19 protein-coding genes are annotated in these 21,848 nt (G+C 36.9%); 11 read left to right on the top strand and 8 right to left on the bottom strand.

Features of this window, described 5'->3' with window-relative positions; all coding sequences use genetic code 11:
* Positions 1–15 precede the first annotated feature (15 nt).
* Complete coding sequence (gene ettA, locus ZA06_RS13465; RefSeq protein WP_053977989.1) at positions 16–1,707, top strand: energy-dependent translational throttle protein EttA; 1,692 nt, start codon at positions 16–18, stop codon at positions 1,705–1,707.
* Positions 1,708–1,776: 69 nt separating this feature from the next.
* Here the strand turns inward: ettA and ZA06_RS13460 are convergent, their stop codons facing one another.
* Genes ZA06_RS13460 through ZA06_RS13450 form a run of 3 tightly spaced genes read right to left on the bottom strand, consistent with a single transcriptional unit; the run spans position 1,777 to position 4,160 of the window.
* Positions 1,777–2,550, bottom strand: a complete 774-nt coding sequence (locus ZA06_RS13460) for a T9SS type A sorting domain-containing protein (RefSeq protein WP_053977988.1) — start codon at positions 2,548–2,550, stop codon at positions 1,777–1,779.
* Between the two features lie 43 nt (positions 2,551–2,593).
* Complete coding sequence (locus tag ZA06_RS13455) at positions 2,594–3,370, bottom strand: T9SS type A sorting domain-containing protein (protein ID WP_082332027.1); 777 nt, start codon at positions 3,368–3,370, stop codon at positions 2,594–2,596.
* Between the two features lie 13 nt (positions 3,371–3,383).
* Positions 3,384–4,160, bottom strand: coding sequence for a T9SS type A sorting domain-containing protein (locus tag ZA06_RS13450; protein WP_053977986.1), 777 nt, complete (start codon positions 4,158–4,160; stop codon positions 3,384–3,386).
* Positions 4,161–4,542: 382 nt separating this feature from the next.
* On the opposite strand from ZA06_RS13450, the gene ZA06_RS16945 reads away from it, so the two are divergent.
* Together ZA06_RS16945 and ZA06_RS13445 are read left to right on the top strand one after the other, a co-directional pair.
* Positions 4,543–4,698, top strand: coding sequence for a hypothetical protein (locus ZA06_RS16945; RefSeq protein ID WP_157503266.1), 156 nt, complete (start codon positions 4,543–4,545; stop codon positions 4,696–4,698).
* Entirely contained in the window at positions 4,691–7,204 is a 2,514-nt protein-coding gene (locus tag ZA06_RS13445; protein WP_053977985.1) for an alkaline phosphatase family protein, read from the top strand. The genes ZA06_RS16945 and ZA06_RS13445 overlap by 8 nt, the downstream gene beginning before the upstream one ends.
* Positions 7,205–7,271: 67 nt before the next feature.
* On the opposite strand, the gene ZA06_RS13440 is transcribed toward ZA06_RS13445, so the two are convergent.
* The 3 genes from ZA06_RS13440 to ZA06_RS13430 form a co-directional block, all read right to left on the bottom strand.
* Positions 7,272–8,129, bottom strand: coding sequence for a hypothetical protein (locus tag ZA06_RS13440; RefSeq protein WP_053977984.1), 858 nt, complete (start codon positions 8,127–8,129; stop codon positions 7,272–7,274).
* A gap of 220 nt (positions 8,130–8,349) precedes the next feature.
* Entirely contained in the window at positions 8,350–8,577 is a 228-nt protein-coding gene (locus ZA06_RS13435) for a hypothetical protein (RefSeq protein ID WP_053977983.1), read from the bottom strand.
* 89 nt (positions 8,578–8,666) lie between these two features.
* Positions 8,667–9,602: an MBL fold metallo-hydrolase gene (locus ZA06_RS13430; protein ID WP_053977982.1), complete on the bottom strand. Its 936-nt coding sequence runs from the start codon at positions 9,600–9,602 to the stop codon at positions 8,667–8,669.
* Positions 9,603–9,775: 173 nt separating this feature from the next.
* Between ZA06_RS13430 and ZA06_RS13425 the strand changes: the two genes are divergently transcribed.
* The 7 genes from ZA06_RS13425 to ZA06_RS13395 all read left to right on the top strand — a co-directional run bounded on the left by ZA06_RS13425 (position 9,776) and on the right by ZA06_RS13395 (position 18,446).
* A complete protein-coding gene (locus tag ZA06_RS13425; RefSeq protein ID WP_053977981.1) occupies positions 9,776–11,116 on the top strand; it encodes a coiled-coil domain-containing protein in 1,341 nt (446 codons plus the stop codon).
* Between the two features lie 130 nt (positions 11,117–11,246).
* Positions 11,247–12,305 (top strand): hypothetical protein, encoded by a 1,059-nt coding sequence (locus ZA06_RS13420; protein ID WP_053977980.1) that lies wholly within the window; start codon positions 11,247–11,249, stop codon positions 12,303–12,305.
* A gap of 79 nt (positions 12,306–12,384) precedes the next feature.
* A complete protein-coding gene (locus tag ZA06_RS13415) occupies positions 12,385–14,349 on the top strand; it encodes an AAA family ATPase (protein ID WP_053977979.1) in 1,965 nt (654 codons plus the stop codon).
* On the top strand, positions 14,339–14,920 hold the full coding sequence (locus ZA06_RS13410) for an NUDIX domain-containing protein (protein WP_053977978.1): 582 nt from the start codon (positions 14,339–14,341) through the stop codon (positions 14,918–14,920). Before ZA06_RS13415 ends, ZA06_RS13410 begins: the two co-directional genes overlap by 11 nt.
* The gene (locus ZA06_RS13405; RefSeq protein WP_053977977.1) at positions 14,920–16,155 is read left to right on the top strand and encodes a DUF6638 family protein; all 1,236 of its coding nucleotides are present in this window, start codon (positions 14,920–14,922) and stop codon (positions 16,153–16,155) included. Before ZA06_RS13410 ends, ZA06_RS13405 begins: the two co-directional genes overlap by 1 nt.
* Before the next feature lie 47 nt (positions 16,156–16,202).
* Positions 16,203–16,733: a hypothetical protein gene (locus ZA06_RS13400; RefSeq protein ID WP_053977976.1), complete on the top strand. Its 531-nt coding sequence runs from the start codon at positions 16,203–16,205 to the stop codon at positions 16,731–16,733.
* 18 nt (positions 16,734–16,751) lie between these two features.
* Positions 16,752–18,446, top strand: coding sequence for a DUF308 domain-containing protein (locus ZA06_RS13395; RefSeq protein WP_053977975.1), 1,695 nt, complete (start codon positions 16,752–16,754; stop codon positions 18,444–18,446).
* A gap of 16 nt (positions 18,447–18,462) precedes the next feature.
* On the opposite strand, the gene ZA06_RS13390 is transcribed toward ZA06_RS13395, so the two are convergent.
* Positions 18,463–19,461 carry an arginase family protein gene (locus tag ZA06_RS13390; protein WP_053977974.1) on the bottom strand — a complete coding sequence of 333 codons (999 nt, stop codon included), beginning with the start codon at positions 19,459–19,461 and terminating at the stop codon, positions 18,463–18,465.
* Between the two features lie 106 nt (positions 19,462–19,567).
* On the opposite strand from ZA06_RS13390, the gene ZA06_RS13385 reads away from it, so the two are divergent.
* Entirely contained in the window at positions 19,568–20,452 is an 885-nt protein-coding gene (locus ZA06_RS13385) for a hypothetical protein (protein WP_053977973.1), read from the top strand.
* A gap of 65 nt (positions 20,453–20,517) precedes the next feature.
* On the opposite strand, the gene hutI is transcribed toward ZA06_RS13385, so the two are convergent.
* Positions 20,518–21,756 (bottom strand): imidazolonepropionase, encoded by a 1,239-nt coding sequence (hutI, locus tag ZA06_RS13380; protein ID WP_053977972.1) that lies wholly within the window; start codon positions 21,754–21,756, stop codon positions 20,518–20,520.
* Positions 21,757–21,848: the final 92 nt, after the last annotated feature.

Below are 21,848 nucleotides of genomic sequence, written 5' to 3'. Positions count from 1 at the left end.
AATATTTCAAAACACATGAGTGACGATAAAAAAGTGATTTTTTCAATGTCTGGTGTTACCAAGACATTTCAAAGTGCCAATACTCCGGTGCTTAAAAATATCTATTTAAGCTTTTTCTATGGGGCTAAAATAGGAATCTTGGGACTTAACGGTTCTGGTAAATCTACCTTGCTAAAAATTATAGCTGGCGTAGATAAAAATTACCAAGGAGATGTAGTGTTTTCTCCAGGATATACTGTTGGGTATTTGGAACAAGAGCCAAAATTGGATGACAATAAAACGGTGATGGAAGTTGTAAGGGAAGGAGCCGCCGAAACAGTGGCCATCTTGGAAGAATACAACAAAATCAACGATATGTTTGGTTTGGAGGAGGTTTACAGCGATCCAGATAAAATGGAAAAGTTGATGAATCGCCAAGCGGAACTTCAAGACCAAATAGACGCGACTAATGCATGGGAATTGGATACCAAATTGGAAATTGCCATGGATGCGCTTCGTACACCAGAAGGCGACAAAAAAATTGGAGTGCTATCAGGAGGGGAACGTCGTAGGGTTGCTTTGTGTCGTTTGTTACTACAGGAGCCGGACGTTCTGTTATTGGATGAGCCTACCAACCACTTGGATGCCGAATCGGTGCATTGGTTGGAACATCACTTAGCACAATATAAGGGAACTGTTATTGCTGTAACCCACGATAGATATTTCTTGGATAATGTAGCTGGTTGGATTTTGGAGTTGGATAGAGGGGAAGGTATTCCTTGGAAAGGGAACTATTCTTCTTGGTTGGATCAAAAGTCCAAGCGCTTGGCTCAGGAAAGCAAATCGGCCTCTAAACGTCAAAAAACGTTAGAGCGCGAGTTGGAATGGGTACGTCAAGGTGCTAAAGGACGTCAAACCAAGCAAAAGGCACGTTTGAAGAATTATGATAAGTTGATGAGCCAAGACCAAAAGCAATTGGATGAAAAATTGGAAATCTACATTCCAAATGGACCTCGTTTGGGTACCAATGTTATTGAGGCAGTGGGTGTGAGCAAGGCTTATGGAGACAAATTGCTTTATGAAGATTTGAATTTTAACTTACCACAAGCAGGAATTGTAGGGGTGATTGGTCCTAATGGTGCTGGTAAAACTACTATTTTTAGAATGATTATGGGGGAAGAAACTCCAGACAAAGGTGAATTTGTGGTGGGTGAAACTGCTAAGATTGCCTATGTCGATCAGAGTCACTCTAACATTGATCCTGAAAAATCGATTTGGCAAAACTTCAGTGATGAACAGGAGTTGATCATGATGGGAGGGCGTCAAGTAAATTCTCGAGCCTATTTAAGCCGATTTAACTTTTCAGGAAGTGAGCAGAACAAAAAGGTGAGCTTACTTTCTGGTGGTGAACGTAACCGTTTGCATTTAGCGATGACGCTGAAGGAAGAAGGAAACGTATTGCTTTTGGATGAGCCTACAAACGATTTGGATGTAAATACGCTTAGAGCTTTGGAAGAAGGTTTAGAAAACTTCGCGGGATGTGCGGTAGTCATCAGTCACGACAGATGGTTTTTAGATCGTATTTGTACGCATATTTTGGCCTTTGAAGGCGATAGCCAAGTGTATTTCTTTGAAGGTAGCTTTACAGAGTATGAAGAAAATAAAAAGAAACGTTTGGGAGGTGATCTAATGCCAAAACGTATCAAGTACAAGAAGTTGGTGAGATAATACTTTTCAACTACATAAAATAGAACAGCCTGCAAATTACAGGCTGTTTTTGGTTTGATATGTTTCTTATCAAATCACAATCTTCTTTCTTAATACAGATTTCGATTTTTTGTCAAATAATTCTATAATATATACACCTTTTACAAGTGTATTGGTGCCAATTGTATATGTGTTTTCTTCGGTTTTGCCCTCTAGCACAATTTGTCCGGTTATGGAAAACAATCTGTAATCCAATTGTTCTGATAGGTTATATAGCTCAATTTTATTGTTTTTGGAAACCACTTTTACGTCTTTTAAATTAAAATCTTCAACACTTAATGTGCTCTGTCCAGCATTAATGGATTCTCCTGGGGTTGCATTATAGGCGTAGTCTTTAATGGTAATGTTATTGGCGTTTACATCTAAACGTACCCAACCATAATGGGTATTTGAACCTAATTTAAAGCGAAGGCCCACATATTTATTGGATGTAGCAATAGAAGTTGAATAGCCCCCAGCAATAAATCCATTGCCCTGAAACCAGTTTTGTCCAGAACTAATGGCTTGTCCAATATCTAGAGGGGTTGTTAAAATCCAATTGTATCCATTCTCGGTTCCCATAAAGGAATTGGTGTTTAAAGTTTGGAGATATACAATATTACCCCATGGGAATACCATTTGAATTTGGAAATCATTGGTATTGTCATTATTCGTGTTTAAATTATAAAAAGTACCGGTAATATCAGGATCAACATCGGTATAAACAATTTGTCCCAATACATTTGTGGAGCCGTTTAAAGCCAATGCCATAGCGCTATATTGGGCAATGCTTTTGGATAAATTTGAAGAGGTTGGAGTTTTCATAGCTTTTAAAGTGTTTAAAAATATCAGGTTAATTTATTTTTGATTAAATGACAATTTTCTTTTTTAATGTAGAATTAGATTGTTTATCCAACAGTTCGATGATATATACACCTTTTGCAAATGTATTGGTGTTAATTATAAATGTGTTTTCTTCGGTTTTGCCTTCAAGGATAATTTGTCCGGTTATAGAAAATACTCTGTAATCCAGTGGTTCAGGTAAGTTGTAAAGCTGAATTTGGTTGGTTAGGGAAACCAACTTAATTCCTTTTAAATCGAAATCTTTAACATTTAACGTGGTCTGCCCTGCATTAATAGGTTCGTTAGGAGTTCCATTATAGGCGTAATCCTTAATGGTAAAAGTATTCATGTTTACATCGAGCCTTACCCAGCCATAGTGTGTGTTTAACCCTATCTTGAATCGCAAACCAACATATTTGTCGGTTTTGCCACACCAGTATCCCCATGATCCGTTACACATAAATATCCCTGCCGTTATCCATGCAGATTGGCCAGAACTGATGACTTGGCCATTGTTTAAGACATTTGGTGAACCATACCAAGGTCCATATCCTCCCAAAACAGCATTAGAATTTTGAGGTTGTATATTAACCCAAGTTTCCAAAGAATCAGATATGTCAAATTGAAAATCATCAGTACTATCATTGTTGAGATCCAAGTTGTAGTTTGGTGTGGTTATATCTGGATCTATATCAGTATAAACAATTTGTCCCAATACATTTGTCGAGCTCATTAAAGTCATTGCCATTGCGCTATATTGTACTATTCTTTTGGGTAAATTCGAAGAGGTAGGAGTTTTCATAACTTATTTTTGATTAAATGACAATCTTCTTTTTTAATGTTGATTTCCATTGTTTGTCAAACAGTTCGATAACATATACACCCTTTGTAAGTGCATTGGTATGGATCGTATACGTGGTTTCTTTCGTTTTTCCGTCAAGGACTAATTGCCCTGTTAACGAAAATATTTTATATTCCAATGGTTGTGGTAAATTGTAAAGATTAATTCTGTTTGCTAATGAAATCACCTTTATTTCTTTTGGATCAAGATCATCTATACTTAAAACAGTTTGACCAGCATTGATAGATTCTCCAGGTGTTATATTATATGCATAGTCTTTAATGGTAAAAGTCTTCATGTTTACATCTAGCCTTACCCAACCATAGTGTATGTTTAATCCTATCTTTAATCGTAAACCGATATATTTGTCGGTTTTGCCACACCAACCTCCCCATGCCCCGTTGCACATAAATAACCATCCACTTACCCATTCTGATAGGCCGAAACTGATAACTTGGTCATTGTTTAAGACATTTAGGGAGTTATACCAAAACCCATATTCTCCCAAAGCAGCATTGGAATTTTGAGGTTGTAAATTAAACCATGTACCGAAAGAATTAGTTATGTCAAATTGAAAATCATCGGTACTATCGTTGTTTAAATCCAAGTTGTAGTATGCTGTGGTTATATCTGGATCAACATCAGTGTAGATAATTTGTCCATTGGTATCTGTGGCACTAGCTAAAGCCATGGCTAGTGTACTATATTGTGCTAAATTCAGAATAAAATTTTTATTGTTGGGAGTATCCATGGCAATTGTTTTGGTGAAAAATGTTATTTCGAATAAACCTCATTGGTACACTAGTCTGGTTGAAAGCTAAAGCGAGATTCAAAACAGACTTAAACATGTCAAACTTCAACTAAAAATTAATTTCCAAGGAATAGAGAGAATAATGTAATACAGGGGAAATAGAGAAACTGTATTATTAACTAAGTTACTGAATATACCAGTAATAAAAGCATTTGAAGACGAAAGTAGGGGTTTTGTAGACAAACAAATATGTTTTGTCGATGGATGAAATATAAGATGTATCATCAGTTGAAGTGAATTTGTTTAATGTATTGTAAATTAGGTTTTTAAATTGTTTTAGTAGTGGAATTTTATTAATTTCATATACTTTAATTTTAGTTGTATGAAATCGCAAACCAACCATTCTATTAAACAAGACAAGTATACAATTACACCAGAAGGATCTTTGGGATTATTGGCTTTAGGGGATATTGGATTGAGAGCTTGGAGAGAAGTCAAGGAGAGACAGGTACACCAACAAAATTTCCCCAATGACTAAGGTACTTTTAATTGGTTGGGATGCGGCTGATTGGAATATTATAAGACCGCTTTTGGAGAAAGATCAAATGCCAGCATTGAAGCGTTTGATGGATAATGGGGTTTCAGGGAATATGGGAACTATGAATCCTCCTTTTTCACCAATGTTATGGTCGTCCGTTGCAACAGGAAAAACCCCAGACAAACACGGAGTGTTGGGTTTTATGGAAGTGACTCCAAATATGAATGGAATCAGACCTGTTACGGTTACTTCCAGAAAGTCGAGAGCTATTTGGAATATATTGCATCATGAGGGATTAAAAAGTAATATGGTAGGATGGTGGCCAAGTTTTCCAGCTGAACCAATTAACGGGGTTGTAGTGTCAGATAAATTTCAAAAAGTAGATCCAAACCCACAAAAAACAACTCCAATAAAAATCGGCACGATTCATCCTGAAGAATTGACTCATGATATCAAGGATTTGCGAATGTTCCCCTATGAAGTTACGGAAGCTCATATTTTGCCTTTTATTCCCAAAGCGGCACAGATTGATCAAGAAAAGGATTTTGGATTACAGTCGTTGGCAAATTTAATTGCTCAAAATACTTCGGTACATGCTGTGGCAACTTATCTTATGCGAGAGACAGCATGGGATTTTATGGCGGTTTATTATGACATGATAGACCATTTTTGCCATTCCTTTATGAAGTATTACCCTCCTAAGCTGAATGGTGTTTCCCAAGAGCAATACGATATTTATAATAAGACGGTCATTGGAGCCTATCGTTTTCAAGATATGATGTTGGAACGAGTGATGGAATTGGTGGATGAGGAAACCACCATAATTGTAATGTCCGACCACGGTTTTGAATCGGGTGCCAAACGTATTTTGAAAATGCCAAAATATCCAGCAGCACCAGCTCTGGAGCATCGGCAATTTGGCATTTTTGTAGCCGCAGGCCCCAATATAAAAAAGAATGAAAAGGTATTCGGTTTAAAACTTATTGATATTGCTCCTACCATTTTGCACATGTATGGTTTACCCATTGGTAAAGATATGGATGGCAATGTTGCACTGGATATATTTGAAAATCCTGAAACCCCTAGGTTTATTGATAGTTGGGAACAAGTGGAAGGTGATTTTGGAGAACATGATTCCTATGAATTAGAGGAAGCACTATCTGATACAGAAACGATGCAGCAACTCATTGATTTGGGATATGTGGAGAAACCAGATGAAAAACTTGAAGTAGCCATTTTGAAGACCCAATGCGATTTAAAACATAATTTGGCAAGGGTGTTTATAGGAAAGCATGATTTTGAATCAGCAAAGCCATTGCTTTTGGAGCTCATAAAGCATGAAAAGCCCATAGATGTCATTCCTTATTATATGGATTTATTATCCATCAGTTTATCTGAACAAGATTTTGATGTGGCTGAAAAGTATTTGGGGAAATTGCGTACAATGAACAAAATGTTTCAGATAAACACTTATTTTTCGGAAGCCAAAATTCTTATAGGAAAAGGAAAGTTAGATCAAGCTTTAAGATTACTTCTCGCTGCAAAAGAACGACAACCAAATTCCGAAGTTTGGTATCAAATAGGGATCATATATAGGCAACTTCAGAAATTTGATGGTGCCAAGGCGGCTTTTGAAGAAGCTATTAAGATGGAAAGTGATTCGGCTAAATATCACCAGGCACTGGCTGAAACTCTCATCCGGACAGGGGATTTTGAACGGGCCGCACATCATGCTCTATCTAGTATTAACTTTATAAAATATTATCCTGCTGCACACTACACATTGGGTGAGGCTTTGGAGAAGTTGGGTGATTTGCAAAATGCAAAGATTGCTTATGAAACTGCCTCAAGATTTGTAGTTAAAAAGAATTCTAGAATGGACATGGCTCTTGAGAATGTAGAAGAAAAACTACTCAATCAAAATGAGCCTAACGATAAAGTGTCTTCAATCTATAGAAAGAATCAAATAGTAGTTGTGTCTGGTTTGCCTCGTTCAGGGACTTCTTTAATGATGCAAATGTTACACAATGGAGGTATCGAGGTCTTAACGGATTTTTCAAGGAAACCAGATGAATCAAATCCCAAAGGGTATTTTGAGTATAACCCTGTGATGTCAATACATAAGGATAATTCTTGGTTACATTTGGCTAGAGGTAAATCTGTAAAGGTGGTAGCTCCGTTGTTGAAATTTTTAGATCCGCAATACCGCTATAAAGTTATTTTTATGAATCGAGATTTGACAGATGTAGTGAAATCTCAGCAAAAAATGATTGGTAGGGATACTGATAATTTACCAGTGGATTTGTTGAATGCTTACCGAAAACATTTAAAGGAAGTTGAAATTTGGAAAGATAAGGAACCAGGCGTGGAACTTTTGTATGTGAATTATAAGGATTTAATGGAACATCCAGAAGAGATTTTGCCAGAAATTATTTCTTTTATTGGTTTAGAATTGGATGGACAAACAATGTTAGGTTGCATTGATAAATCATTGTGTAATTGGTAGTGTTGAATTTAAATAAAAAAAAGCCTGCAATTTGCAGGCTTTTTTTTTATTTAAAGTATTTCGCGAATTACTTAAGTAAAGCGTTCAATAAAATAGGATCAATTTTTGTGTTTACTTCAGAAATTGGAGTAACAGCAGCAGGGCGTCCGCTTGTAGATTGATCAATATAGCCTAAATAGGTTGTTGCATAATCAAGGGCAATTGGAGTACCATCTACAGAAGCACTATATGAAAAATCAGCTGTTTCCGAGAAGTCAGCATTGATAGCAAAAGCTGGGTCAGCTTCATGACCAAATTCGGTAACAATATCAACTCCGTCTAATGCTAAATAAGCTAAAGAGTAGTAATAAGTTGAAGCTTCACTGCTAGGGAAAAGTGGAAGACCTTCAGTATCGAGGTCTGTCAATAAAATGAATTGAATGTAATTGGTTGAATCTGTAGTTTGAAAATCACCATTTCCTGCCACTAAAGCCCAAAGCCCATGAGTGTTTTCATCAATTCCGTCATCTGAAGCATCAACTGCTCCATAATATACTAATACAGAGTTTGCTAATTCATAGTTCATTTCATTATAGAATATAGCATTATCTTGTTGTACAGCAATAACTGTTACTGTAACGGTATTACTTACTAAGCTACCGTTTTCAGCATGGATAGTATAAGAACCTGCAGCGGTAGGAGTAAATACTTGAGAAATTACTGCACCGTTTGCATAATAAGTTGAAGTTCCAGTTACATTTTCGTCAAGATCGTTCATTACAGTAAGATTTACTGAACTTCCCATTTCGATACTTGTAACATCAGCAGTTAAGGTAATGGAATTAGCAACTGGATCACCTCCTGAAGAATCGTCATCACTGCTGCTACAAGAAACTAGGGCAGATGTTCCTACAAACAAAGAACATAATAATAAAAGTTTTTTCATAGTTGTTGTTTTAAAATTAAAATTTCGTCGCCAAAGATATACTTATATGCTTAAAAATCTAATAAAATCTGTTAAAATTAATTAGATTTTTCTTGTTAATTTTTTTTAACAGTGATAATAGAAAATATTACTCATTAATTTTAAGATTTTTATAAGAATGTGTGAAATCAATTAATTTCATGACACTTTTACGTATAAAAAAAGAACCTTAATAAGGTTCTTAATTGTTATCGTATAAATGTCCTTCGGTAAAGTCTTTGTAGCTTTCGTCTACCGAAGCTTTGAAGGATTCTAGTTCTGTTAGCCGTTTGTTTTCTGCTTTTAGTTTATACATTTTTATTATAGCAATGACTATAAAAAAAATAAACACAGCAGCAGTTAGAATTAGAATTAACGTAAGCTCTGTGGTACTGACCAAAAAATGAGAAGTATAGGCTAAGGTTGTCATAATTATACAGATAGATAGGGTTTGCTTACCAAATATACAATATAAATTTTAACATAAACTATTCGTTCTAAATTTGTTAATAAATTGAATTACATATTTTGGTCGTACCATTCCAACTGTACAACTTTTACGGTTTTATTACCGGCATTTACTAAATTCTTGAATTTTTTCACATCGCTGTAACCCTCGGTTCCTCTATAATGGTAGGGATATACTTTTTTAGGTTTGAAATCAAGGACGGCACTCGCAGCACTTTCAACGGTCATAGTATAAGGAAGGTTCATGCATACAAAAGCAATGTCTATATTTTTAAGGCTTCTCATTTCTGGAATGTCTTCGGTATCTCCAGACACATACACCCTGGTACCGTTAATACTTAATACGTAACCATTGCCACGATCTTTAGTGTGGAATTGCAAAGCTTCTTCTCTAAGATTATACATAGGGATTGCGTCGATATTCAATTCAACTTTAGAAGTTTTAAACCCTTTGCTCAAGCCATTAAACATTAGCTCATAGTTTTTAAGTAAAGATGGGCTTAATTTTTCTTTTACGGCTCGCGGGCCGATGATGATGGTATTAGGAGAGGTTATAGCTTCCAATGTAGGTACATCCAAATGATCGCCATGGATGTCTGTTATTAAAATGAAATTAGGAGGGTTAATCCCTTTATAAAGTCCTGAACCTCCAACAGGGTCAATATAGATAGTTGTCCCATTAGTTTCTAAAACCATCGAAGCATGCTCTATGGCCGTAATTTTGATGGCTCCTTCTACAGAAACATTACTTGCGATGTTCTTTTTAACATCAGATTTTTTTTCAGTGGGTGCAGGAGTTTCTTTCTTAGTGGGCACTTCATTAGTTACCGAAGAGTCCTTTTCTACCTCTTCAATATCTTCAGGAGGAGTTGCCGTTGGACTTTCAACCGTTGGAGGCGTTTCAGTTGGTTCCTTTTTATCGCTTTTACAATTAAATAATAGTAAGGTCGCGGCTAAACTTATTGTAAGGTAGAATTTATTGTTCATAAGATTTTAGTTTTAGTTAAATATAGAATAAGAAATTTTAAATAAATATCATGTAACAAATTAAATTGTTAAACTACTTATATTTTTAGAGAGATTTAATTTTATAAATGGTATTTTTTTAACGAAATTGCCTTTCCGAAAAATTAACGTTCAACTAAAAATTACAACTAAATATGTCTGATGATTTCGATTTATTGGAAACCAACTCCAATCAAAGCCAAGAAAAAGTAGATGTCAATTGGGGAAAAGCCATTGACACCATGAAGTCCAAATTAGCTCAAGAGGACGATCCTGAAGTGCGTCAAAAGATTTTGAATGCCACTTTGGATGACGTTGTCCATATGGCCGAAAAGGACCGTTCTACATTGTTGGATGCCATAAAGGATTTAACAGATTATCAGGACGAAGTGGGAATCATATTTGAGGACTTTTCTCATTTAAATGCTGAAGAGCAAAAAGTTATTGATGACGCTATAAAACGTTTGGAGCGTGCCAGGGTTGAACTTGAAGATGCCGAGGGGAAACCAGACACATGGTGGAATAATCTTTGGGGGCGTAAAAGTAAAATCAAGGAAGCTGAGCAAGAATTGCAAAATGCGCAAAAAGATAGAGATGCAGCCGATAATAAAGCCAAAGCGTTGTTTCAACAACGTATAGAATCTGCAGATGTGCAAACCTTATTAAGCGAATTGTCTTTCAAGAGTCAGGCTGCGGTATCTCGATTAAAGAACCGTGAAATGGAAATCAAGGAAGTTGAAGATAAGCTTCAGGATGCCATTGTGGAAGCGACCAAAAACCATACGAAAGCGCTTGAAAAGAAAAAAGAAGTTGAAGCAAAACTTGAAGAGCAATATGCTTTGTTGAAACAAGCTCGCCAGGAATTGGAGGAGATTGCCGATAAACAATCTGCTGAATATGCGCAAGCCGTTGGAAAAGTTACCGAACTTGAGCAAAAGGTGGAAGAGTTGGAAGGTCTTAAAAATGCCTACACTACTTTGGCGGCTTCCAAGGACAGCTTTGTGCACAAGCACAATTTAACCATTAAGGTATTGACATCTTTAAGAAGCAATCTGCAAACACATAGAGCGAAATTGAAGAGTGATACTGAAGAGCGTTTAAAATACTATGATGGCTATGTAGTGGCATTAAAAGCACGCACCGATCAAGAATTTGCTGCTATTTTGGAACATCTGGGAGTTAAAACAGATGAGCACATTGGTGAGACTTTAGCAGCAATGCATACTGCTAGTGCTAAAGCTCGTCAGGAAATGATGGATAACATTCCTGTTCATGAAAAAGTTATGCAAGGTGTGTATAGTAGTTATGCTGAAGCTTTGCAGGAAATCAGAGAGAAGGATATGGATATTCAAAAGAATTTCGCGGAGCGTTATGGTATCGATATGAAAGAAATTTTTGAAGATTACTATAAAGCAGATGCCAAAGAATCGGTTGAAGTTGAAACTACAAAACCTGCAAAAAAAACAAACGAAGGTAACGACGATTTGTTAAGTTAAATAGAAGCATTCCCTCGAAAGAGGGAATCTCTTTTTTAAAACACCGCTTAGGTGAATTGATCTTAGGTTAGATACTTGGAAACTTCATGACTGTCTATCTAATCAAATAAAAGTTTAAAGTAATTTTTATATGTCTGTAGAGCATATTGTAACCCCCTTGGATTCTGCCTTTCTCGATTCAAAGGAGCATTATAATTTCTACCACAATATGGTAGATTTTGCTTTGAAGGAATTGATTGTTAGTGTACAGCGCAATGCATTGTGTACCAAACAGGAAATTGTCTTTTTTAAGCAATATTGCGATTTGTTGATGTATTCCATCGAGGCCATGCGTATTAAATATATGTATGATGACGAGGATAACATGAAGGTGGATTTAACAGAATCTGGATTTCCAAATTATTTGGAATTCAGGTACTTGTTCAACGATCTTGAACTTCGTGACCAATATTTGGAAAAGTTGACGCCAATCCCTGTGTTGCAAGAGGAATTTCTGGATACGTTGTTAAGAAAAAAGCAACCAGTTAAGCGAAGCAGGCTGTTTCAGGCAGCTTCGATTTCTTATTATCAATCGGTGAACAAAAATTACATTTTTAATCGTTTTGTTCAGGGGAAAATTATCGCAGCACCTGAAACAGCTTCAACCGAATTAATGACCAGTTGGAGCTTCTTTGATGTGGTACTCAATCGCCCTTTTATATGTTTTATGTATTTCGACTTAAAAGGAAGCAATCGTATTGAAGACATTAAAAATGATATTTATGAAGCGCTTAAAACGGTTGGGGATAGAAAAATGGCTATGGACACCATGGCCTATGGTATTGATAAAAAATTGCCGAATATCCATCCGAAACTTATCAAAAGAATTGATTTAGGACCGCTTCATAATGTATTTGCCAAGGATGAAAACAAAATTACCCATGCCATTTTACAGGGCATAGGGAAAAAGGAAATTCCGTTGGAATCTTATGCCATGTCTTTGGAAATTGACGAAGTGCGTTCCAGAGGTGATTTTAGTGAAGGTGGTTATTTTTCAAAGCAAACCTTTCAAAAATGGAGTGAACCAACAAAGGAAAAGTATGTGTTCGCACCTCACAGAATCATCCAAATGTTATACAGCAAGACTCCAGAAGTGATGAATCAACTGGCAAAACCGCCTATTGAAATTAGCAGTTTGCCAACCAACTAAAAATTGAAGTGTAATCAACCTAGGTCATTTAGAGAAAAGAAGAAGAACAAATGACCTTCAAAATATTGAATGAAAATATATGGAACATAATTCCACTTTTCCTATAAAGCAAAATGAATTGGATATGCTTCGTGACGAAGCAACCTCGTATTTAAAAAGTATCCAGTGGGAACAGGGGCAGCGTGCCAAAAACAGAGATAAGGACAGTAAGGACGATTCTATTTTGTTGTATCTCTCCAGAGCAAATAACGGTGGTGGCGCAACTGAAATCACGTCTATTTCCAAAACTATTTTAGGTTTAAAGAAGCGTTTATTGCCAGAATCTGTGGCCATTCCATTGTATTTAAATGAGACGCTTTATGCTGTTCAGGAAGGGATTACTCTAGGTATTTGGATTAAGGATAGTTATTACGATGCCTCGGGACTTTCCAGTTTGAATGAACGTAAATCGGCTTTGGATACTTCAGGGAAGCGCGAGTACGAAAGCAAAATGCAAACGGCAACGGCTTTTATGTTGTATGCCACGGCTTATAATATTTTATTTCGTTTAAAACCTGTGGCTTCAGACGATTTAAGTGTGATGAAGCAAAAGTTTGCAGGTATACCGGAAGTGTCATTATTGTCTCCTTTAAAAGGAATTTCCTGTATGCTGTTTTACTATGACAAATATTTGTCACATCCAGACATTATCAAGTCAGATAAAGATGTGGTAGACTTTAGCGTAGTGTATTTTGAAGCGATGATTGCTGAAATCCAAATGCGCAAAAGCACTTTGGAATATCAGGAAACCATATTAGATCGTACCTATAAACTGGAGCATTCGGATTTTGCCATTTCAGGATGGGAAAATGTGTTTATGGGGGCGGCTAAAAGTGTGGAGTTCAATAAAGTTCAATTTGAACAAATCGTTGGAAACCGTGATGCTAAACACTTTGCTCGACGTTTAACAGAACGTTTGTTGAGTTATGATTTTGTAGAGAAGAAGAATCCTTTTCAGGAATTGGGAGGTTTTATGCCCGTTTTTATGGGGTATGGAATCCCTGGTACAGGGAAAAGTATGCTGATTGCCGCTATTGCCACAAGACTCAAAGAGCATTGTGACAATTTGGACATTCCGTTTTTGTTTCACCCAATGCCAGATACGTTGATTAGTACGTTTCAGGGAGGTTCTGCAGAGAAAATGGTGGAATGGATGAAGCCTTTGCAAGATCCTTCAAAATTGATTTTTGCGCCTATTGACGATGCAGAAAATAATCTTCAGGAGAGAACCTCTCAAGGGGTCTCGGCAGGAGTTAAGGAGGTTATTGGTGTCTTTTTACGTTATACCGAAGGGGCTTATGCTGTGAATTATGGGAATAGTTCCATCGGTTTGTTTACCAACCTCCCGGAAATGTTGGATAAGGCTGTGATTTCACGTGTGCAGGGGCGATTTAAAATTGATGGAGCCCAGACAGAGCATGACTTCTTGGATCAGGATTATTTATGGTGGCGCAAATTTGAAGATACCATGCCGGATTTTGTGAATATGGAAAATCCAAAGGATTACACCTATTTACAGCATCAAGGATTGGCTAAAAATATGGGAGAGATTCTTCAAATTGTTGATAAACCAACAGAAGCAAGGGTACATGACATTTATGATAGAGTGGAAGCTTCATATCCTTCCGATTCACATTTGTTTTATGCCAATTTGTATAAGGAAATTCAAACTTCTTTTCCCTTCTTCTCGTCTAGAGATGTTCGTAATATCCAATCGGCCATTTCATTGCGTTTAACCGATTTTGACCTTGACCAGAATTGGTTTGACAATCCAGAAATCTATTTCAAAAAGGATTATGAAACCAAATTTGGGATGTTGAAAGAATTGATGCGTGAGAATATGAATGGTTTGAACTTTTCGGAAATTAGAAGACAGGAGGTGGTTCGCTATTTGGACAATGTAGCAACTATTGCTGATACCGACTTCAAACGTAAAGTTGATGAGCGTGTAGCACAATTGAATATAGATTTAGAAGCAAGAAAAATGTTTGACAATGGGCACTAATCGTGTAAAAAATATAAATAGGGAAATACTGTCGGACCGATGGGCTTTGTTGGAAAAAGTCAATTATGATTACCAATTGAAATCTGGAGAGTGGGTGCGTCAAAATAGGGAATCGTATAATAGAGGAGATGGCGCTGCTATTTTACTATACAATCCGGAAAAAGGTACGGTGGTTTTGACAAAACAGTTTCGAATGCCTACCTATTTGAATGACAATACCGATGGTTTTTTAGTTGAAGCCTGTGCCGGTATGTTGGATAAGGACCACCCGGAAGATTGTATCATTAAGGAGGTAGAAGAGGAAACAGGCTACAGAATTAAGACAGTAAAAAAAGTTGTGGAAGCCTATTCTTCTCCTGGAGCAGTCACCGAGAAAATGCACTATTTTATTGGAGAATATTCCGAAGACATGAAAGTTAGCGAAGGTGGTGGTCTTGAGATTGAATTGGAAGATATAGAAGTCAAGGAATTGCCGTTTTCAAAAGTTATTGAAATGGTGGGCAATGGCCAAATCCAAGATGCCAAAACGATTATTTTAGTGCAATATGCCCAAATTCATAAGTTATTGTGATGGAAAAGCTAAAAGCGGCAAATTTATTTAGAAGTGAACTGCTTCCCGTAAGTGGAAAACTTGTGGAAAGGTATAACCAATGCTTGGTAAAGTTAGGGTTTATGCCTACAAAATTAACGCAGTTTTCGATTGATGGCATAGGTTGGAGCCCAGAAATTGCCGAAGAAAAAAGCGAAATGCACTACCTCAATAATGGGGAAGCCAATCCACATGGCATTTTGATTTCGCCTTTACAAAAAGGGAAGCCTGTGTATGTGCCTTTTCATACTTTTGATAGGGAAATCATGCAATTTGTATTTAGGGTACATGGTCAAAAAATCACCGATATCACAAGGGATTGTGCCATTTGCTTGGATTTTGATCAAAAAATAGATGTGTTTTACGAACCCTTGGATTTGCTCAAGTATAAGGATGTTCAGATACGGTTTCATTTAATCAATGACCTTGATAAAGCGCAGAAAAAACAATTGCAACTTATTGAAAAGTTCAAAAAAAATCAAAACTTTATAGATGAAGGGCTTCATTCAAAATTGCTGGAATCGGCCAAGAAATATGGGGATTTACGCAATCGTGATCTAGAATTGCCCGATTTACAATTTACTACCGAGTCTTTCTATACCAGAGCATTTGGAGGGGTTTATGTGTTGCGTGATTTCATTATGCCTATCGTGATATTTGAAGATTTGCATTGGTACAAGGAGGCTATTAAAGATACGGTTTATGAAGTGTTGATTTACCATGTGTCCCAACCTGAATTGATGGAAAAATTGCGAGACCATGTATTGATTGAATGCGATTTGGAAAAGGTTGTGAAAACGGACAGGTATGACCGTGTTAAAAAAATGGAATTGGCGGAAAGCCTAACGGAACCCAATCATCCTATTTGCGATATACTTAACGACAGTGTCCTATTTAAAAGTTATTTGAACAAACTGGATATTGAAAGCCGTAAGCGTGTGATGAGTGTAGAGCGTTATTTGGAGAAAATGGAAGTGAGTAATCAATACAAAATTTCAGATATCGTAGACTCAAAAATGTACGAAGCGCTCCATAATCCGCATTCTTCCTTGAAAGCGAAACACCAAGATTTGATTTGGCAGTTATTGGTGAATATTTCACCAAAAGATGTGCTGTTTTTATACTGGTACGACAAGGAAGCGTTTTACCAAGAATTTAATAATTGGGAGGATTCCCTTCAGGATTGGGTGATCCAAACCATACGTAACAATATCTAAGTTTTTTAGACTAATTTAGTAAGTATCAAAACCTTTAAAGCATTGTCATGACACTCGAACTCATTGTATTTATTGCTTCAATTCTGTTTGGACTTCTTATCTATTGGCGTGAGTCCAATGGAAATGGAATGTATCGTACTTTTAACAAAATAATCAATTCCAAAAAACTGCAGATGAAGCCTGAAGACAAAACGGGTTTTGTATATCAGCAATCGTTTTTAATCCGGTTGGTATCTATTACATTTTTGTTTTTGATCGGTATAGTCATTGCTCAATTTTTATTACCCATTGACCTAGCCGCTATTTCCCTGTTTGCTTCTATGATTGTAGGGACTATTTTAGGAACCTATTTGGCACAATTGATATTCAAGTCGAATGAGGTCATTGATGAACAAAGTGAATCCCTAGAGGGCATGGTTCAGGAAACCCTAGAAAAAGGAAAGGATTTTATAGACGATTTTAAGCAAAAAAACTTGAATAAGGAAGCTCCAAAGGAAGCATTGCCGAAAGAAGCTCCTCCAACCGATAAGGAACAAAAAAGTGCTCGTGAGCGCTTAAAGGACAAGGGGCTATTATAAATTGAACTAACATCTACCATGATAAAAAATTACTGGAACAAAGGAAAGCGTCAAAAACAAATCACTATTATTTTGGGTATTGTGATATTGCTCGCATTATTTATTTTAAGAGACGATTACCAACCTGCGCTGTTGTTCATTAGAAAATATATCTTTTTCATTTTGTTGTCGGGAATTGTATTGGCCTTTGGGTTGTATAAATTCCGTAATCAAGCCCATACAGGAAAACGGATTCTAATTTTAGGAATCTTATTAGTGTTTTTTGGATTTCTATATGTCTTGGGTTGGCATTTCAAAATGTACGATTATATGAAAACGTATAACGTTTTTAACCATTTAAATAGAGTAGAGATAGACGATTTACCGCTTACGCAAAATGAGCGTATTCAACCGCTTCAGAATATTTTCTCTATGGCCAACGAAAGTGTTGGCGAAACCAAGGATGTGTCGTTGCCACATTTGGTTAGGGTAGATGGCGAAAACAAATGGACCATGGCTATTCAGCCAACCGAGAAATATGTGTGGCAACGTATCAATGACAATACTGAAGAAGTCTTTGCGGTTTCCAGTACCACGCCATTTCCTCGATTTTCAAGTGACAATAGAATTCCGGTAACCTTTTCCATAGGCGAGTCTTTAAAATTCAGTAGAAACACCTACAATGCGGTAGTACAGAAATTCAATCCGTGGATGTTGTTGAATTATGAACCGGGGGATGTGTTTTATATGAAGGATGATTCCGATAAATGGGTAGAAGTAGTAAGTCTTATAAAGTGGAATGGATTTTTCTTTCCTTATCCAACCTTTGGTGGTGTGATGATTATTGAAAATGGCGAACATGATTTCAAGGATTATTTAGAACGTATTTTTATTGGAAAGGGAACCTTTGTAAGTCCAGATAATATGCAAGGCCATGATTTTCTTTTGAGACAAAACATTCTTTCAGAAAAAGTCTCACGAATCCAAGCTGAATCCTTAAAATTTTTGGGTGGCTTTTCAGATCCGTTGCCATGGAACATGAAAACAGCGGTAAAAATTCCAAATCTCCCTGATGACCAAAATCAGCAACCTTTCGTAACCGATTGTGATTTTTCGGACACGAAAACAGGAGCATATAGTGGTTTGTACCATTGGTTCGGGTTGGAGCCGGTTGGCGATGAGCGTACCAGTTTAACGTTTAGCGTATTTATACCTGCAGACGGAACCGATGCCTTGTATTATTACGACCATGCAGCTAAGAAACAAGGGTATGCCGGGGTTTCCGCCATGCCTTTAAAAGTAATTGAATCTAGGAAGGAATTTGATTGGAGTGTGAACAAACCTGTAGAGTTTCGCCCTTATATTAAAAATATTGCGGGTAAAAAACGGATGTTCTTTTTAGGAACTATTTCTGCGGTACGTGAGGATTCTGAAAATTTTGATGGCGCGGCAACTCCAGATTTGGCTTTGGTAGACAGCGAGTATCGAGATGTGGTTTGGATTGACGTAAAGCGACCTAGTACTTGGGACAAGGCTGTGTACGACCAACTGAATGAAGCTTGGCGTTCCAGTGAAGGGATAGGGGAGTACTATGTAGAACAATCGAAAAATATTGATGTCCTACAAGAACAGGTAGAAGATTCTTTAAAAGTCATTCCAAAAGTTGATCCTAATAAGGCAGAAATAGAACGTTTGGAGCGTCAATTGGATTCATTAAAAAGTGTACAAAACTAAAATGCGTTGATTTGTATTAACGCGAGTTTCCATTTATAAAATCCACAATCATGTTGGCCACGTTGAATGCCACCGTTTTGTTCGTTTCAGCATTTACAACGGCGTTGCTTATATGGAGATACAAAACCTCTGGCATGGTACTAAAATGTGTTATAAACTCCTGAGCCTTTTCAATAGGAATGGAGGTAGGCGTTGGTTCAATGTCATGGACAATGCCGTAATCTATATCCAAGCCAAATGAGGCCGTAGTTATATGTTTGGTGGCACGACGTAGTTGCTTATCGTATTTCTGCTGTAAAGCGGCAAACTTACCATATTTAACAGCTTTTAGTTTATCCAAGGTTCTTAGGGTAGTTTCAGCAGTTGCTTCGTCATGAATGCCAAGCACAAAATAATTCTTTAGAAATCCTTCGGCGTATGCGTAACTAAAACCGTTTCCGCTGTGTCTTCCTTCTTTTTTTACAAAACCAGTTTGCGAAGATAAGTTAATGGCGTTCAATCTAGTGTTCAGAGCAAGGGACGCTCCTTTAAGAATTCCGTAGGCATTGTTCTGTCCACCTCCTATAATTATCGGCTTTTTCCCGGCTTTGATGATTTGATGGACAACATAGGATACTTTTTGATCTATCAACTCCATTTTACGTCTCGCTTTGGCAATATCTTTTTTGCTATTTGGGTCGTAGGAAAGGAGCTTTTTTTGGATTTTTTTAAGGTCTAAAGACCCTAGAATGAGTACTTTTTCGGGTGTAGTAATAGTATTACGGTTTCTATTTGTTAAATTTTTTAGAACCACTTCCCATGTCTTGGAAGTCCCTATTTTACTAATGTTGGCGAAGATTCCTAAATCTTCAGGAATACCAAAAAGAACATAGTCAACGTCCAAATTAACAATATCGTCGTATATATTTGTGAGGCCCGAAAGTAATTTGACCTGTGCCCCAAACTTGGAATCGGCTGAACCTTTTTTAGTTAGGTTTTTTAAATCTTGCTCTTTAAAAAGTATAAGTTGATCCATGTAGGATTTTTAGTTTTAAAAACGTAAAAATACAGTTTTATTTATTTACTTTCGACTCACAAAACAATTAAGAATTAACGTTACACTCACTAAAAAAAGAACAATTATGGAGAATACAAACAGTAAGAGTACGGGATTAAAGGTAGCCATTGGTATTTTATTGGTTCTGTTTATCGGGACTGGATTTTATACTTCTAAACTGTACACTGACAAAAAGCAAACTGAAGCTACACTAATCAAGGAAAAAGATCAGGTGATGGCCGATTTAACCAACATGGCAAAGCAGTATGACATTGCTATTAATGAAAATCAAGTAGCCAATGAGAACTTGGTAGAAGCTAGAGAGCGTATCCAAGGCTTGATGGATTCATTAAAAATATCTCAAAACAGTGTAAACAGTCTTTGGAGATACAAAAAGAAGTTTTTAGCCCTTCAGGAAGAGTTTGATCAACTTTTGGTTGAAAACGACCAATTGAAAGCTGAAAAATTGCTTTTGGCAGCGTCTTTGGACAGTACACAAGTAGAATTGGCAGAACGTACCATGTTTACGGATTCTCTTTTGGTTGAGAATACAGAATTGGCAACCGTAATGGCTAATGCTTCTACTTTACAAACAGTAGGTTTGAAAGGTTTTGGAGTTATTGAAAGAAGCTCAGGAAAATTGATCCCTACAGAAAGAGCTCGTAGAAGTGATAAAATTAGAGTTTGTTTTACCGTTGCCAAAAACACTTTGGTAGGAGCGGGCGACAAAGAATTGTATGTTCAGGTTTTGGATCCACATGACAATGTATTGGGTGCCAATGAGCAAATTCAATTTGAAGATAAAGTGTTAAACTATAGTTTGATAAGCAAGTTTAACTACGAGAACAGAAGTTTGAATATTTGTGAGTTTGTTGCTCCAGCTGATGAGAACTTTGAAGAAGGACGTTATGTAGTAAACGTTTTCAATGAAAAAGAATTAATATCTACTACAGAGTTTACCCTTCAGTAAACAACAGATTTTGATTGATTGATAGCAAAAAGCCGAAAGTTAAACTTTCGGCTTTTTTTATACAATTATTTTAGAAGTTGGCCATTAATGATGACTTGATCTATCAAATTATCACCAAAGGCATAAGGTAGGTATTCGTAGCCTGAAATAGGTTTCGTAATAATAACATTTGCTTTTTTACCTCTACAAATACTACCATACATATTACTAATTCCCATAGCATAGGCTCCGTTAATAGTTGCTGCATTAATCGCTTCCTCTGGAGTCATTTTCATTTTAATACAAGCTGTACTTACTACAAAGTTCATATTGCCACTTGGGGTAGAACCAGGGTTATAATCGGACGCCAAGGCCAAAGGCAATCCAGCATCAATAATTTGTCTGGCAGGTGTGTAAGGAATGCTTAAGAAGTAAGAGCAGGAGGGCAGCGCCACCGGCATGGTATTACTATCTTTGAGGGCTTCAATATCTTCGGGGGCCATTTCCTCCAAATGGTCTACGGACAACGCATTGTATTTTACACCTAATTCAACGCCTCCAAAGGCATTAAATTGATTCACATGAATTTTGGGAATGAGATCATGTTCTATTCCTGCTTTTAGGATGCGTTCTGTATCTTCCAAGGAAAAATATCCTTGTTCGCAAAACACATCTATATAATCAGCCAATCGATCTTCGGCAGCTTTCGGAATCATTTCATCAACAACCAAATCCACAAAGCCTTGCTTATCATTTTTATATTCTGTTGGGACTGCATGAGCAGCCAAAAGAGTGGGTTTGATGAAGGCTAGGGATTCCTTCTTTAAACGTCTGATGACACGTAACATTTTAAGTTCGGCAGGAACTGTCAATCCATAACCAGATTTTATTTCAACTGCACCTGTTCCAAGTTTGATAACCTTGTTCAAACGCTCCAAAGATTGCTTGTAAAGTTCCTCTTCGCTTGTGTTTTGTAGTTTTTCAGCAGAATTTAAAATGCCGCCACCTCGGCTAGCAATTTCTTCATAGCTAAGCCCATTGATACGGTCTACAAATTCTTTGGAACGATTGCCCGCATACACAATATGGGTATGTGAGTCGCACCAAGAAGGGAGCACTGTTTTGCCTGTAGCATCAATAACCTCTTCGGCGTAGATGTCTTCACAATCTTCCATGGGGCCAAACTCCACAATCGTGTCATGTTCAATAAGTAAATAGGCGTTTTTTAGGGTTGGTAAGACTTTCATATCCTTACCTTTTACAATGGTTACATTGGTTTCTCGAACCTGTACCAATTCCTTAATGTTTTTGATAAGTATTGACAAAACGTAGTATTTTTTTCAAATTTCTTCAATTTTTTGTTAAAAAAAAAGCGCCGACATCAATTGTCGGCGTTTTCATCTGATATTATGATATT

The sequence above is a fragment of the Mangrovimonas xylaniphaga genome, assembly GCF_001280435.1.
Lineage (GTDB): Bacteria > Bacteroidota > Bacteroidia > Flavobacteriales > Flavobacteriaceae > Mangrovimonas_A > Mangrovimonas_A xylaniphaga.
This window is presented reverse-complemented; position numbering and strand designations above follow the sequence as displayed.